This window comes from Roseovarius mucosus (assembly GCF_002080415.1).
GTDB lineage: Bacteria > Pseudomonadota > Alphaproteobacteria > Rhodobacterales > Rhodobacteraceae > Roseovarius > Roseovarius mucosus_A.
This window is the reverse complement of the sequence record NZ_CP020474.1, coordinates 981,887-995,239: the sequence shown is the minus strand read 5'-3', so window position 1 is coordinate 995,239 and position 13,353 is coordinate 981,887. Positions and strand designations below refer to the sequence as shown.

General features: G+C 64.2%; 15 protein-coding genes, 1 tRNA gene and 1 riboswitch. Of the genes, 9 read left to right on the top strand and 7 right to left on the bottom strand.

Translation table 11 applies throughout. From position 1 onward, the window contains the following. Positions 1-12 precede the first annotated feature (12 nt). Together ROSMUCSMR3_RS04815 and miaA are read right to left on the bottom strand one after the other, a co-directional pair. A complete protein-coding gene (locus ROSMUCSMR3_RS04815) occupies positions 13-867 on the bottom strand; it encodes an FAD binding domain-containing protein (RefSeq protein ID WP_008280462.1) in 855 nt (284 codons plus the stop codon). Between the two features lie 137 nt (positions 868-1,004). Beyond that, entirely contained in the window at positions 1,005-1,892 is an 888-nt protein-coding gene (gene miaA / locus ROSMUCSMR3_RS04810) for a tRNA (adenosine(37)-N6)-dimethylallyltransferase MiaA (protein ID WP_081506613.1), read from the bottom strand. 141 nt (positions 1,893-2,033) lie between these two features. Between miaA and pyrH the strand changes: the two genes are divergently transcribed. The 8 genes from pyrH to ROSMUCSMR3_RS04770 all read left to right on the top strand — a co-directional run bounded on the left by pyrH (position 2,034) and on the right by ROSMUCSMR3_RS04770 (position 8,529). After that, entirely contained in the window at positions 2,034-2,759 is a 726-nt protein-coding gene (gene pyrH, locus ROSMUCSMR3_RS04805; protein ID WP_198133578.1) for a UMP kinase, read from the top strand. Positions 2,760-2,807: 48 nt separating this feature from the next. After that, positions 2,808-3,371 carry a ribosome recycling factor gene (gene frr, locus ROSMUCSMR3_RS04800; protein ID WP_008280458.1) on the top strand — a complete coding sequence of 188 codons (564 nt, stop codon included), beginning with the start codon at positions 2,808-2,810 and terminating at the stop codon, positions 3,369-3,371. 17 nt (positions 3,372-3,388) lie between these two features. After that, positions 3,389-4,114, top strand: coding sequence for an isoprenyl transferase (locus ROSMUCSMR3_RS04795; RefSeq protein WP_375553198.1), 726 nt, complete (start codon positions 3,389-3,391; stop codon positions 4,112-4,114). Continuing rightward, positions 4,111-4,890, top strand: a complete 780-nt coding sequence (locus ROSMUCSMR3_RS04790; protein ID WP_081506611.1) for a phosphatidate cytidylyltransferase — start codon at positions 4,111-4,113, stop codon at positions 4,888-4,890. Before ROSMUCSMR3_RS04795 ends, ROSMUCSMR3_RS04790 begins: the two co-directional genes overlap by 4 nt. Then, positions 4,887-6,065: a 1-deoxy-D-xylulose-5-phosphate reductoisomerase gene (gene dxr, locus ROSMUCSMR3_RS04785; RefSeq protein ID WP_008280455.1), complete on the top strand. Its 1,179-nt coding sequence runs from the start codon at positions 4,887-4,889 to the stop codon at positions 6,063-6,065. The genes ROSMUCSMR3_RS04790 and dxr overlap by 4 nt, the downstream gene beginning before the upstream one ends. A gap of 3 nt (positions 6,066-6,068) precedes the next feature. After that, the gene (rseP, locus tag ROSMUCSMR3_RS04780; protein WP_008280454.1) at positions 6,069-7,418 is read left to right on the top strand and encodes an RIP metalloprotease RseP; all 1,350 of its coding nucleotides are present in this window, start codon (positions 6,069-6,071) and stop codon (positions 7,416-7,418) included. Positions 7,419-7,436: 18 nt separating this feature from the next. Then, complete coding sequence (locus tag ROSMUCSMR3_RS04775; RefSeq protein WP_008280453.1) at positions 7,437-7,907, top strand: OsmC family protein; 471 nt, start codon at positions 7,437-7,439, stop codon at positions 7,905-7,907. 50 nt (positions 7,908-7,957) lie between these two features. Beyond that, positions 7,958-8,158: riboswitch (cobalamin riboswitch) on the top strand. Between the two features lie 101 nt (positions 8,159-8,259). Then, positions 8,260-8,529, top strand: a complete 270-nt coding sequence (locus ROSMUCSMR3_RS04770) for a hypothetical protein (RefSeq protein WP_157667265.1) — start codon at positions 8,260-8,262, stop codon at positions 8,527-8,529. Between the two features lie 285 nt (positions 8,530-8,814). Here ROSMUCSMR3_RS04770 and ROSMUCSMR3_RS04765 read toward each other — a convergent pair whose 3' ends face one another. Then, complete coding sequence (locus ROSMUCSMR3_RS04765) at positions 8,815-9,042, bottom strand: DUF1127 domain-containing protein (protein WP_081506610.1); 228 nt, start codon at positions 9,040-9,042, stop codon at positions 8,815-8,817. Between the two features lie 248 nt (positions 9,043-9,290). Here ROSMUCSMR3_RS04765 and ROSMUCSMR3_RS04760 point away from each other — a divergent pair, with 248 nt between their 5' ends. Next, positions 9,291-10,346, top strand: a complete 1,056-nt coding sequence (locus tag ROSMUCSMR3_RS04760; RefSeq protein ID WP_081506609.1) for an Mrp/NBP35 family ATP-binding protein — start codon at positions 9,291-9,293, stop codon at positions 10,344-10,346. A gap of 46 nt (positions 10,347-10,392) precedes the next feature. On the opposite strand, the gene ROSMUCSMR3_RS04755 is transcribed toward ROSMUCSMR3_RS04760, so the two are convergent. The 4 genes from ROSMUCSMR3_RS04755 to recJ all read right to left on the bottom strand — a co-directional run bounded on the left by ROSMUCSMR3_RS04755 (position 10,393) and on the right by recJ (position 13,339). After that, complete coding sequence (locus tag ROSMUCSMR3_RS04755) at positions 10,393-10,902, bottom strand: peptidoglycan-binding domain-containing protein (RefSeq protein WP_081506608.1); 510 nt, start codon at positions 10,900-10,902, stop codon at positions 10,393-10,395. Positions 10,903-10,937: 35 nt separating this feature from the next. Beyond that, positions 10,938-11,312, bottom strand: coding sequence for an exodeoxyribonuclease VII large subunit (locus ROSMUCSMR3_RS04750; protein WP_008280447.1), 375 nt, complete (start codon positions 11,310-11,312; stop codon positions 10,938-10,940). A 79-nt stretch (positions 11,313-11,391) separates the two neighbouring features. Next, a tRNA-Glu gene (locus ROSMUCSMR3_RS04745) sits at positions 11,392-11,466 on the bottom strand. 124 nt (positions 11,467-11,590) lie between these two features. Then, positions 11,591-13,339 (bottom strand): single-stranded-DNA-specific exonuclease RecJ, encoded by a 1,749-nt coding sequence (recJ, locus tag ROSMUCSMR3_RS04740; protein WP_081506607.1) that lies wholly within the window; start codon positions 13,337-13,339, stop codon positions 11,591-11,593. Positions 13,340-13,353 lie beyond the last annotated feature (14 nt).

The window sequence follows — 13,353 nt, the reverse complement described above, 5'->3', positions numbered from 1 at the left end:
GGGTGCGTTTCCTCAGGCGCGCGACCAAGCGCGGGCGATGGCGCGGGCAAGGATGATGCCTGCCGCGTGGCGTTTGAATTCGACCGGTCCGCGATTGTCCTCTGACGGGTCGATGGCTGTTTGCATCGCGGTGATTGCGGCGATGACGGCATCTTCGCCGCAGGCGGTGCCGATGAGGGCATTGCCTGCTGCCTCGGCCCAGATGGGCGTGTCCGACAGGTTGGTCATGGCGATGGACGCGGCGGTGCAGTGATCGCCCGAGCGGGTGAGGATCACGGCGGCGGCGGCGGTGGCGTAATCGCCGATCTTGCGTTTCTGTTTCTCATAGGCCTGCCCGCCGGTGGGCGCGTCAAAGCTGACTGCGGTCAGGATTTCGTCATCCTCGCGGGCGGTGAGATAGGCGCTCTCGTAAAATTCCCGTGCGGGGATGGTGCGGCTGCCCTCGGGGCCGGTGACGTGGAATGTGGCGTTCAGGCATTGCATCAGGCCGGGCATGTCGTTGCCGGGATCGCCATTGGCGACGTTGCCGCCGACCGTGCCCATGGCGCGCACCTGCGGATCAGCAATCTGAAGGGCGGCTTCGCGCAGGATGGGCGCGTGGGTGGTCAGACCAGCATGGGCGATGATTTCGGCCTGCGTGACCATGGCCCCAAGGGTGATGCGGCTGCCATCCATGGTGATCCCGCGCAGCGCGTCGATGGCTTGCAAGTCGATGAGGTGCGGCACCTCGGCCATGCGCAGCTTCATCATCGGGATGAGGCTGTGACCGCCTGCTATGACACGTGCCTCGTCGCCGTGTTGTTGCAAGAGGGCGAGGGCGGCGGGCAGATCACCGGGGCGGTGATACTCGAATGCGGCTGGAATCATGTGGTCTCCTCCCAAAGACGGGGCCGGGCGGCCTTGGGCGGAATTGGAGAGGGCAGGGGCGATTTGTCGCCTCACAAGTCCTGAAAATCGTGGTTCGCTGCACGAAATGCGAAATGCTTGCACGAAATGCGAGCGTTTCAGGCGGTGAGCGTTTCGGCCTCTATCGGCTGCCATGCCCGCATCCGCGCGCGGAACCATGTGCGCTGGCGTTTGGCATATTGGCGGGTGGCGATGGTGGCGGCCTCGCGCGCCTGATCGAGCGTCATTTCGCCGCGTAAATGCGCGATGAGTTCGGGCGCGCCGATGGCCTTCATCGAGGGCAGGGCAGGGTTCCAGAGGGGCAGATTGGCGCGCACCTCGTCCAGCGCCCCGGCGGCGAGCATGGCGTCAAAGCGGCGGGCGATGCGGGCATTTAACCAATCCTTGTTGGCGGTGATCAAAAGCGGGGTGCAGGCGGTGAGTGGCAGAAGGGGCGGCGGCGTGTCATCCTGCCATGCGGCCAGCCCGCGACCTGTGGCGCGCTGCACCTCCCACGCGCGCTGGACGCGCATGGGGTTGCGGGTGTCGATGCGCGCAAGGGTCGTGGGATCAAGGGCGGCAAGGAGTGTGGATAGCCCTTGTGTGGCCATGACGTGATCGGCCTCGGCGCGCAAAGCGGGTGGGGTTGGGGGAATCTCGGCCAGACCTTCGGTCAACGCGCTGAAATAGAGGCCGGTGCCGCCGATGATGATCGCGCGTACCGGCGTCTGGAGGATTGCTGCCACCTCGCGCAGCCAATGGCCGGTGGAATAGTCGGCCTGCGCGCCGATATGCCCGTACAGGCGGTGGGGAACGGTTGCTGTGTCCTCGGCGCTGGGTCTTGCGCTGAGAATGCGCCAGTTTCCATAGACTTGCAGGGCGTCGGCGTTGACGATGACGCCACCTTGGCTGCGCGCGATATGCATCGCGAGCGCCGATTTGCCGCTGGCGGTGGGGCCAGCGATCAAGACGGGACGGTCAGGGTGGATCTCAACGGGCAGGCTCATAGGCCCCGGTTAGCGCCAATCGCGCGGTTTGGCGAGGCGGTTTGCCGCCTTTTCCCCGCGAAACGGGGTGATCAGCGATTGCACATGGGCGGCATTTGCGACATTTTGCGCGAGATTGACACGACCGAACGGAGAATGCCGATGACCACCCCGGAGAGAGCCAAATTCACCCGTGTGATGCTCAAGATTTCCGGGGAGGCGCTGATGGGGGATCTGGGCTATGGGTTGCATCCCCCAACGGTTGAGCGGATCGCGCGCGAGGTCAAGATTGTGCATGATCTGGGGGTTGAGATCTGCATGGTGATTGGCGGCGGTAACATTTTTCGCGGCTTGCAAGGCAGCGCTCAGGGGATGGAGCGCACGACAGCGGATTACATGGGCATGCTGGCCACAGTGATGAACGCGCTGGCCATGCAGAGCGCGCTGGAGAAAATGGGCGTGTTTTGCCGGGTGATCAGCGCCATTCGCATGGATGAGGTGGCAGAGCCCTATATCCGCCGCCGTGCCGTGCGGCATCTGGAGAAAAAGCGCGTGTGCATTTTTGCCGCTGGAACCGGCAACCCCTATTTCACCACCGATACGGCGGCAACGCTGCGGGCCAATGAAATGGCCTGTGAGGCGATCTTTAAGGGGACCAAGGTGGATGGGGTCTATGACAAGGACCCGATCAAATATCCGGATGCCAAGCGGTTCGAGCGTGTGACCTATGACGAGGTGCTGGCGCAGCATCTGGGGGTGATGGATGCCTCGGCGATTGCGCTGGCGCGGGACAATAACTTGCCGATTATCGTCTTCTCGCTTGACGAACCGGGCGGGTTCAAGGGCATTCTGGCCGGTGAGGGCACCTATACAACCGTGCACGGTTGAGGCAAAACAAGGCTTAGACGCAAGAGCCGCAAGAAGGACCAAGACAATATGGCGGATGATATCGAAATCGACACAGGTGATCTGGAGCGCCGGATGGAGGGTGCGATTGGCGCGCTCAAAACCGAGTTTGCCTCGTTGCGCACCGGTCGCGCCTCGGCCTCGATGCTGGAGCCGATCATGGTCGATGCCTATGGCCAGAAAACCCCGATCAATCAGGTGGGCACGGTCAACGTGCCCGAACCGCGCATGGTGACGGTCAATGTCTGGGACAAGGGCCTTGTCGGTAAGGTGGAAAAAGCCATTCGCGAGAGTGGTTTGGGCATCAATCCGCAGCTTAACGGCACCATTATCATGCTGCCGATTCCTGAGCTGAACGAACAGCGGCGCAAGGAATTGACCAAGGTCGCCGCGCAATATGCCGAACACGCCCGGGTTGCTGTGCGCAATGTGCGCCGCGACGGGATGGATCAGATCAAGAAGGCCAAAGGCGATGGCATGTCGGAGGATGATCAGAAATTCTGGGAATCCGAGGTGCAATCTCTGACCGACCGTTTCATCAAGCATGTCGATGAATTGCTGGAGGGTAAGCAAGCGGAGATCATGCAGGTCTGATGGCAAAAAGCGCGCCCATGGCAGGAATATCCGCGCCGGCCGAGGGGCCGCGCCATGTGGCGATCATTATGGATGGCAACGGGCGCTGGGCGCAAAAGCGTGGGCGGCCGCGTCTCTTTGGTCATCATGCCGGTGCACGCCGGGTGCGCGAGATCGTGCAATCCTGCCCCGGTTTGGGCGTCAAGTATCTGACGATATTTGCCTTTTCCACCGAGAACTGGAAACGGACCCAGACCGAGGTGGCGGGGCTGATGAGCCTCTTTCGTCGCTACATCATGAAGGAAATGCAGGAATTCGTGCGCGAGAATGTGCAGGTGCGTTTCATCGGCGACCGGCCCCGGCTGGATGCCAAGCTGCGCGGGCTGATGGATGAGGCCGAGGCGATGACCGCGCATTGCACGGGCACCAACCTGACCATCGCGCTGAATTACGGGGGGCGCGATGAGGTTTCGCGCGCCACCAAGCGGTTGGCGATTGATGTGGCCGAAGGGCGGTTGCGCCCCGAGGATGTCGACGAGGAAACCTTGCCCCGCTACTTGGATACCTGCGTGCTGCCTGATCCTGATCTGGTGATCCGGACCAGCGGCGAGGCGCGGATTTCCAATTTCCTGCTGTGGCAATCGGCCTATGCGGAATATGAATTCATCGACACGCTCTGGCCAGATTTCACGCCGGATGTGTTCGCCCGGTTGCTGGCGCAATATGGCGCGCGGGATCGCCGCTTTGGGGCTGTGCCTGCATGAGCGGGGCGGCGCGCTGGGCGGACCTGTGGCCGCGCCTTGTGTCGGGTATCTTGCTGATCGTTGTGGGCGCGATTGAAATCTGGTTGGGCGGTCTGCCCTTTGCCGCGCTGGTCTGTGTGCTGGCGGGCGCGATGATCTGGGAAGCGGCGCGCATGTTCGCGGCCCCTGACGCGCTGCGCTCGGGCGTGCTGGCGGCTGTGGCGGTGGCACTGGCGCTGTGGTTGCCGGGGATCATGGTGTTGCCGATCCTTTTGGCTGCGGTCGTGGTTGCCGCAAGTTCGGTCGAGCGCGAACGCGGGCCGTTCTTTGCGCTTGCGATTTGGGCCCTGTTGGGGTGCTACGCCATGGGCACGCTGCGCGCCGAGGCGGGGCTGATCTGGGTGTTATGGCTGGTGGCGGTGGTGGTGATCTCTGACGTTGCGGGCTATTTTGCCGGGCGCATGCTGGGCGGGCCCAAGTTCTGGCCGCGCATCAGCCCCAAGAAAACATGGTCAGGCACGATTGCGGGCTGGGTTGGTGCGGCGGTGATCGGGGCGATATTCGCCGCGCCGACCGGGGCGGGGCTTGCGCTGGTGCCGCTGTCAGTGCTGGTGGGGTTTGCCGGGCAGATGGGCGATATTGCAGAAAGTGCGGTCAAGCGGTTGCGCGGGATCAAGGACAGTTCCAACCTTATTCCCGGTCACGGCGGCGTGCTGGACCGGTTTGATGCGATGCTGGGCGCGGCGTTGGTCGTGGTGATCATGTGGGCGCTGGGCCTCTTGCCGGGGGTGGCATGAAACGAATTTCCATTTTAGGGGCGACCGGCTCTGTCGGGCAGAATACGATTGACCTGATCCGGCGCGCGCCGGGGGCCTATCAGGTGGTGGCGCTGACGGGGGGGCATCACATCGACAAGCTGGCGCGCGACGCCATAGACCTCGGGGCCGAGGTGGCGGTGACGGCGCATGACGATCTGCTGGTGTCGCTGCGCGAGGCGCTCAAGGGGAGCAAGGTTGAGGCGGCGGCGGGCAAGGCGGCGTTGAATGAGGCGGCCAGCCGACCGGCGCAATGGGTGATGTCGGCGATCGTTGGGGCCGCAGGGCTGGCGCCCGGTTTGGCGGCGCTGGAGCAGGGCGCGACGCTGGCCTTGGCCAACAAGGAATCGCTGGTGACGGCGGGGGCGCTGATGATGCGCACCGCGCGTGCCAACCGTGCCAATATTCTGCCCGTGGATAGCGAACATTCCGCGATATTTCAGGCGCTTGTGGGTGAGGATGCGGCCGCTGTCAGCCGGGTGATCATCACCGCTTCGGGCGGGGCCTTTCGCGATTGGCCGCTGGAGCGGCTGGCGGGGGCCACCGTGGCTGAGGCGTCGAGCCATCCCAATTGGGCCATGGGGCAGAGGATCACCATTGATTCCGCCTCGATGTTCAACAAGGCGATGGAGATGATCGAGGCGCGCGAATTTTTTGGCTTTGCCCCCGATCAGATTGAGGTGCTTATCCATCCGCAATCGCTGGTGCATGCGTTGGTGGGGTTCTGCGATGGTGCGCTTATGGCGCATGTCGGGCCGCCGGATATGCGCCATGCCATTGGCTATGCGCTGAACTGGCCGCAGCGACAGGCGCTGCCGGTGGAGGCGCTGGATTTGGCGGCGATTGGCATGCTGGAATTTCGCCCGCCAGACCCCGAGCGCTATCCCGCGCTGCGGCTGGCGCGCGAGGTGATGCAGGCGCGCGGCCTTTCGGGGGCGGTGTTCAATGCGGCCAAGGAGCGGGCGCTGGATCACTTTATCGCGGGGCGGATCAGCTTTACCGATATGAACATCGTGGTTGAGGAGGTTTTGACAGCCTTGCAGGATGCGCCAGAGGCGCGGAATTCCGAGATGACCCTTGATGTGGTGGCGCATATGGACCATCTGGCTAGGAAGCAGGCCGATCTGGTCGTCTCTCAGCGAAGAACCCAAGGATAAAGCGTGGAAATTCTGACCTCTCTGCCGCAATTCGGCAATCTGTTCCTGACCCTGTTGGCCTTTGTTGTGGCGTTGTCCGTGATCGTGGCGGTGCATGAATATGGCCATTACATCGTTGGACGCTGGTCAGGGATCAAGGCCGAAGTTTTCTCTTTGGGATTTGGTCCGGTGCTGTTTTCGCGGATGGATCGGCATGGGACGCGCTGGCAGATCGCGGCTTTGCCCTTTGGCGGGTTCGTCAAGTTTCTGGGTGATGCCGATGCTGCGAGCGGCAAGGACGGCGCGGCGATGGCGGCGCTGCCGCCTGAACGGCTGCGCCAGACGATGCATGGTGCCCCGCTTTGGGCGCGCACGGCGACCGTGGCGGCGGGGCCGGTGTTCAATTTCATTCTGTCGATCATTATTTTCAGTGCTGTAATGATGACCGGGGGCAAGACCGCCGACCCGCTGACCGTGGGCGCATTGAAGCCGCTGCCGGTTGAGGGGATCACGCTAGAGCCGGGCGACCGGGTGCTGAGCGTCGAGGGTATGCCCCTGCCTGATGTTGCGGCGGGCGAGGTCTATGATGATATGATCGACGCGCTGCCGCGCGAGGCGCTGTTGCGCTACACGGTTGAGCGCGCGGGACGCGAGATCGAGGCGATGGGCCCGCAGCTTATGCCGCCGTTGATCAGCGGGCTGGCACCGCAATCGGCGGCCTTTGCCGCGGATTTGGAAGCGGGCGATGTGATTACGGCGATCAATGGCACGCCGATTGTGGCCTTTGAAGAGCTGAAGGTGGTTGTCGAGGGGTCTAACGGGGCACCGCTGGCGCTGACGGTGTGGCGCGAGGGCGACGAAAGCCACGAGGTCACGATTACCCCGCGCCGGGTGGACGAACCGCAGCCTGAGGGCGGGTTTCGCACCGAATGGCGAATCGGGATCGCGGGCGGCATGGCGTTTGAGCCTGCGACCGAGCGGCTTGGGCTGATTGAAGCGGTGGGGGATGCGGTCGGCCAGACCGGCGACATCATCCAAAGTTCGCTGTCGGGCCTTTATCACATGATCACCGGGGCGATCAGCAGTTGCAACATGTCCGGGCCGATTGGCATCGCGCAGGTTTCTGGGGCTATGGCCAGTCAAGGCGCGGAAAGCTTCATCTGGTTCATTGCGGTGCTGTCAACGGCGGTTGGTCTGCTTAATCTCTTTCCAGTGCCGGTGCTGGATGGCGGGCATCTGGTGTTTTACGCCTATGAGGCCGTTTCGGGCCGCCCGCCGAGCGAGCGGGCGTTGCGGGTGCTGATGACTGTTGGTCTGACGCTCATCTTGTCGCTGATGCTGTTCGCCCTCTTCAACGATATTTTCTGCCCCTAAGGCGCGGGAGGGGTCAAGGTGACGGAGCATGATTATACTGCCCGCGTCGTCTGGACCGGCAACCGGGGCGACGGGACGCGGCATTACAAGGGCTATGACCGGACCTGGAATGTCGAGACGCCGGGCAAGCCCGTGATCCACTGCTCGAACGACCCGCTGCTTGGCGGCAATCCCGGTCTGCATAATCCCGAGGATATGCTGATTGCCGCGCTCAGTGCCTGTCACATGCTGTGGTTTTTGCATCTGGCGAGCGATGCGGGCATTGCCGTGCAAGCCTATGAGGATGATCCGCTGGCGGTGGGTGAGACGGATAGCACCGGGGCCAGCCGGTTTCTGCGCGCCACGCTGCGGCCCCGGATTGCGGTGCCGGCGGGAACCGATCTTGGGCGGGTTGATGCGTTGCATGGGCAGGTGCATGCGTTCTGCTTTATTGCGCGGTCGGTGAATTTTCCCGTGAGCTACGCGGCGCGGTATCGCGTTCTGGCGTGAGCGGTGCGGGCGGCGTCGGTTTCAGACTTGCAGATCGGGGGCCTGCGCGGCTAGGCTGATCCTGTCAGGGTGCCGCCCTTTGGGGCGGAGAATTGGGAAGCCGGTGTAACTCCGGCGCTGCCCCCGCAACGGTAAGGGAGGGCATTTCGGCGATAGGCCACTGGGCAATTTGTCCGGGAAGGTGCCGAGATGCGAGGGCCATTTGGCCTGCCGCCCAAGCCCGGAAACCAGCCTTGGCGGATCGTCGAATCGCGGGGTGCGGTGCGGGCGTGCGCGCCTCGTCTCTGTCGTGCCATGGCCCCTGCTGCTCTCGCCCCATCCGACCCGGGGTGCGGTCGGGGAGAAGAGCAGAATGAGTTTCCTAAGAATCATGAATGGGCTGGAGCGTGATCCGGCCATCGGGCGTCAGGCCGAGCAAGTGGCGCGGATCGGGTTTTTGACCTGGGCGTGTTCGGTTGAAGGGCCTGTCACGGCGCAAGTGGCGCGCGCGGCGTTGGACTGCCCCGAAGCGGTGGCGGCGGAAAGCGACGCGGCGCGGGCCTTTGTCGGGATCTTGCAAGAGGCGAGCCGGGCTTATCTGGCAGGCACGATGCGGCGCGGGCGCGCGCGCGTGCAGCACTAAGCCTTGCCGTGCGGCTACCGGAGGGGTGAGCCGCGCGGGGCGGTTCGTGCGACTAGTGAAAAGTTTGCCCTGTCTTGCATCCGCGCAATAAAAAACGGCGGCACCAGGGAGGAGGAGGGGTGCCGCCGTTTCCTATACGTCCGGCCCAGGGAGGAGGAGAGGGCCATTCGCAAAACGAAGGGACTTGTTCAGTCCCGATTTGACGGCCCCGAGCATCAGGGAGGAGGAAAGATGCCCGTGACCGTAACAGATACCCCAGGGAGGAGGAGGGGGGTATCTGATCCTTTAGTACGACCGGTGGCCGTAAACTGTTTCATGCGCAACGCGGCGGATTTCGCTACGGTGCAGGCCCAGATCGGCGAGGTCATGCGCGCTCAGTTGCGACAGCTCATTGACCGTGCGGCGATAGGTGCGATAATTCACAAAGCGCTGCATTGCAGCATAGAAAGCCGCGCTCAGGTCTTCGCCGAGGACGGCGGTGGCGGAGCGGCTGGTGTTAAGCGTCGTCGGCATTTTCGGGTCCTTGCGGATTTGATTGTATTCAGGTTCGGCGGGGTTCGTTTCGCCATTTGTTGAGAGTAAGATACGCCTTTGCTGCGCGTGCACAATACCCCTGATAAGCAATGCTGCTATGCAGCAAATGCATAAGCTAAAAGTGACCTAAGGTTAAGCAAATGCGGCATTTTTTAGGCGTTATGTGAAGACTTGCTGCTGTCGCCGTGATGGTGGCTGAGGACCAACCCAGGACCAAAGGACCGAAGATGAACGATTTTCGCAGCGAACTTGAAGCGCGGTTGCGGCATTTGGAATTGCCGGATGGCGGTGATCTCATCTCCCGAGACATGGTGCGGGCGCTGACCGAAGAGGCCGGTGAGGTGCGCTTTGTCATCGAGGCCCCAAGCCCCGAGATGGCGCGGATGATGGAACCCTTGCGCGCCGCCGCCGAGCGCGCGGCCCTGAGCCTGCCGGGGGTTGTCCGCGCCCGCGTCGTGCTGACGGCACAGGCGGCCCCGCCTGTGCTCAAGCTGGGGCAGCATCCCAAGGGGGGCAATGCCTCTATCAGGCCCGAGGGCATTGGCGCGTTGCTGGCGGTGGCCAGCGGCAAGGGTGGCGTGGGCAAATCAACCGTGGCGGCCAATCTGGCGGTAGCGCTGGCGCGACAGGGGCGGCGCGTGGGCCTGCTTGATGCCGATATTCATGGGCCAAGTCAGCCCCGCATGATGGGGCTGAGCGCGCGCCCTGCAAGCCCTGATGGCACGCGGATTACGCCGCTTGAGGCGCATGGCGTCAAGGTGATGTCGATCGGGCTGATGCTCGATCCGGCCAAGGCGGTGATATGGCGGGGGCCGATGTTGATGGGGGCCTTGCAGCAGATGTTGGCGCAGGTTGATTGGGGCGATCTGGATGCGCTCATCGTCGATCTGCCGCCGGGCACGGGCGATGTGCAACTGACGCTCAGCCAACGCGCGCGGCCTGATGGGGCGATCATCGTCTCGACACCACAGGATGTGGCGCTCCTTGATGCGCGCAAGGCGATGGATATGTTCCGCACGCTCGAGGTGCCGATATTGGGCATGATCGAGAATATGTCGTTCTTTACCTGCCCCGACTGCGGGCACGAGGCGCATGTCTTTGGTCATGGCGGGGTGAAGCACGAGGCGGAGGGGCTTGGCCTGCCGCTCTTGGCGGCTTTGCCGATTGATCTTGAGACGCGGCTCGCGGGGGATGCGGGATGCCCGGTGGCTGCGGGCGACAGCCCGGCGGCGCGGGCCTATGCCGAGCTTGCGCTCCGTCTGATCCGGGAGGGGCATGGGTGAGGGTCAATGCCGCAAGCGTGACCCCAATGCCAAAGGCGGAGCAGGATCAGTCGCTGATTGGCGTGGCCACCAACCCAAGGCGGCGGGCGCTGTCGAGCGAGAGCGTATCGCTCTCAAGGCCCAATGGCGCTTGATAGCGGGCGATGGCGGCGCGGGTGCGGGCGTCAAACCGCGCGGTGATCTGCCCGGTGTAGAGGCCGCGCGCCGCAAGGGCGCGCTGCACCGAGGCAATGAACTCGGGCGTCAAGAGATCGGCGCAGGGGGTTTCATACCAAGTGGTGACGCGTTCGCGCAGAATCGCCTGACGGGTCACGGTCGCATAGGCGGCGGGGCGCAGGGTCTGGCCGGATGCATCGGTTTCCGCTGGGGTAAGCTGCACCTGTTCGGTGACAGTTTCGATCACGGCGGGGGTGTCTTTTTTGCCCCAGCAGGTGCCCGGGGGCGCGCCCGGTGGCGCTTCGGCCCCGACGTTGGAGCGCTCTGGCCCAGAGGGCACGGGCTGACACGCGGCGAGGGCGAGGGCCAGCGCAAGGCAGAACAGGCGGGGCAGCAGCATGGGCGGGCGTCTCGCGGGCGATGATCGAGGCGAGCCTAGCCTGTTTGATCCGGCGGGGAAAGCGGGGTTTCGGGATCGGCCAGAAGGTCAAGCAGCGCCGAGATATCCTCGATCTCTTCGGCGACGAGATGGGTCACGCCGGATTGCCGCTCGACGCGCCCGGTCACACGCAGCATGCGCCCGGCGATCACCGCGCGGCGAAATCGGTCAAACACCTTGCGCCAGATCACGACATTGATGGTGCCGGTCTCATCCTCGAGCGTGACAAAGACCACGCCGCGCGCGGTGCCGGGGCGTTGACGCACCAGAACCAGCCCCGCAACCGTGACGCGCCGCCCCGGTGCTACCTCGGGGAGGGCCGCAGCGATCAGGGCAGAAGGGGGGCGGGGAATGGGGCGCGACGGGGGCATAAGGTCTTTCGGGTGGGAATATCTCTGACAAGAGCGCACTGCGGTGACGCATCACGACTTTAACAATTATCAGGAAAAGTGGCAGCCCGTAGGGGAGTCGAACCCCTCTTTTCAGGTTGAAAACCTGACGTCCTAACCGATAGACGAACGGGCCATGCCTTGGCGTGTCGCGTAACTAGGCAAAAGCGGCGGGGGGTGCAAGAGGGATTTTGCAAAAACTTTGCGCCCCATTCAGAAATTTATCCGCCGAGGGCCGGAACGGTCAGGCCTCGCGCGCCTCAGGCTGGGGCGGCGTCCTCCAGGCGCAGTTGCACGGTTTGCCGACCGCCCCAACTGTTGAGATCAAGCCGCCCGGCGAGGTGGAATCGCGCGCCGCCATGGTTCAAGAGCGCAGGCCCCAACGGGCCGTCAAGCGCCCCAAATGCGATGGCGTCAAGGCTTGCCCCCATGCCATCCCCGAAGCGCAACTTGAGATGTGCGCCGCTCAGCGCCTTGGCAAAGGTGATCTGGCAGTCGGGAAAGACATAACGGGGGCCGGGCGCGCCTGCGCCAAAGGGGCCTGCGGCCTCGATCTGTTCGACAAGCTCGACCGTTGCGGCACCGGGCATCAAAAGACCGTCAAGCCGCAGATCGGCGGCACCGCCCACGCCTGCGCCCTGTTTGGCAAGCAACTCTGAAAGACGCGCCATGGCGGCCTCTAGCCGCTCACGCGCGACGGTGAGACCCGCCGCCATCTTGTGCCCGCCGCCTTTGATCAAGAGGCCCTCGCTGGCCAGCCGCTGAATGGCGGCCCCCAGATCAACGCCCGAGACCGAGCGACCCGAGCCTTTGCCCTCGTCGCCGTCCAACCCGATCACGATGGCGGGGCGGTTGGCGCGTTCCTTGAGGCGGCTGGCGACGATGCCCACGACACCGGGATGCCAACCCTCGCCTGCGGCCCAGACAAGGGGCGCGTCCAGGCCTCGCGCCTCGGCTTGGGCAAGGGCGGCATCGCGCACCTGCGCCTCGACCTCGCGGCGTTCGGTGTTGAGCTGGTCAAGACGTTCGGCCATGGCGCGTGCCTCGGCGGGATTGTCACAGGCCAGAAGGCGCGCGCCCAAGTCCGCCTTGCCGATCCGCCCGCCTGCGTTGACGCGCGGCCCGAGCAGAAAGCCTAGGTGATAGGCGTTGGGGGCGGTGTCCATCCGCGCCACATCTGCCAGCGCCACCAAACCGGGACGCGCGCGCGCAGCCATAACGCGCAGCCCTTGGCGCACAAAGGCGCGGTTGACGCCAATCAGAGGCGCTACATCGGCCACGGTGGCCAGCGCCACCAGATCGAGCATCGCCATCAGGTCTGGCCCCTGAGCGCCGCTGTCGCGCAATTGCCGCCCGGCCTCGACCAGCATCAGGAACACGACACTGGCGGCGCAAAGATGCGCCAGATCACCGCTCTCGTCCTGACGGTTGGGATTGACCACGGCATGGGCGGGCGGCAGGGTTTCTCCGCCCAAGTGGTGATCGAGCACCACCACATCCGCGCCTGTCGCTGCGGCAATCGCCTCATGGCTGAGGGTGCCGCAATCGACGCAGACAATAAGATCGTGGCGCGCGGCTAGATCGGACATGGCGGGCACGTTTGGCCCATATCCCTCGTCTATCCGGTCGGGGATATAGAGCGTGGGGCTGGGCGCGCGCATCTGGCGCAGCCAGTCGATCAGCAGCGCAGCAGAGGTGCCACCATCGACATCGTAATCGGCGAAGATGGCGATGCGTTCCCCGCCACGCAGCGCCTTGAGAAACCGCGCGGCGGCCCGTTCCATGTCGCGCAACGCGTGCGGGTCAGGCAGAAGATCCCGCAGGGTCGGGGCGAGATAGGCCTCGGCTGCGTCCTCTGGCACGCCAAGGCGCGCCAATGTCTGACACAGGGGGCGGGGCAGGGCGGTGGCCTGTGCCATGGCCTCGGCCAGTCGGTCGGCCTCGACGCCCGGACCGACCCATCGGCGACTTGTCAACGAGCTCTCAACTCCGAGAAAGGCCGATTGCATGCGCGCCTCCTCTT

What these genes read in the sequence shown, in the direction of transcription:
- ROSMUCSMR3_RS04815 (WP_008280462.1), bottom strand. Translation starts at nt 867, where the DNA reads ATGATTCCAGCCGCATTCGAGTATCACCGCCCCGGTGATCTGCCCGCC.
- ROSMUCSMR3_RS04765 (WP_081506610.1), bottom strand. Translation starts at nt 9,042, where the DNA reads ATGCCGACGACGCTTAACACCAGCCGCTCCGCCACCGCCGTCCTCGGC.
- ROSMUCSMR3_RS04750 (WP_008280447.1), bottom strand. Translation starts at nt 11,312, where the DNA reads ATGCCCCCGTCGCGCCCCATTCCCCGCCCCCCTTCTGCCCTGATCGCT.
- pyrH (WP_198133578.1), top strand. Translation starts at nt 2,034, where the DNA reads ATGACCACCCCGGAGAGAGCCAAATTCACCCGTGTGATGCTCAAGATT.
- miaA (WP_081506613.1), bottom strand. Translation starts at nt 1,892, where the DNA reads ATGAGCCTGCCCGTTGAGATCCACCCTGACCGTCCCGTCTTGATCGCT.
- ROSMUCSMR3_RS04790 (WP_081506611.1), top strand. Translation starts at nt 4,111, where the DNA reads ATGAGCGGGGCGGCGCGCTGGGCGGACCTGTGGCCGCGCCTTGTGTCG.
- ROSMUCSMR3_RS04760 (WP_081506609.1), top strand. Translation starts at nt 9,291, where the DNA reads ATGAACGATTTTCGCAGCGAACTTGAAGCGCGGTTGCGGCATTTGGAA.
- recJ (WP_081506607.1), bottom strand. Translation starts at nt 13,339, where the DNA reads ATGCAATCGGCCTTTCTCGGAGTTGAGAGCTCGTTGACAAGTCGCCGA.
- dxr (WP_008280455.1), top strand. Translation starts at nt 4,887, where the DNA reads ATGAAACGAATTTCCATTTTAGGGGCGACCGGCTCTGTCGGGCAGAAT.
- ROSMUCSMR3_RS04795 (WP_375553198.1), top strand. Translation starts at nt 3,389, where the DNA reads ATGGCAGGAATATCCGCGCCGGCCGAGGGGCCGCGCCATGTGGCGATC.
- frr (WP_008280458.1), top strand. Translation starts at nt 2,808, where the DNA reads ATGGCGGATGATATCGAAATCGACACAGGTGATCTGGAGCGCCGGATG.
- ROSMUCSMR3_RS04770 (WP_157667265.1), top strand. Translation starts at nt 8,260, where the DNA reads ATGAGTTTCCTAAGAATCATGAATGGGCTGGAGCGTGATCCGGCCATC.
- ROSMUCSMR3_RS04755 (WP_081506608.1), bottom strand. Translation starts at nt 10,902, where the DNA reads ATGCTGCTGCCCCGCCTGTTCTGCCTTGCGCTGGCCCTCGCCCTCGCC.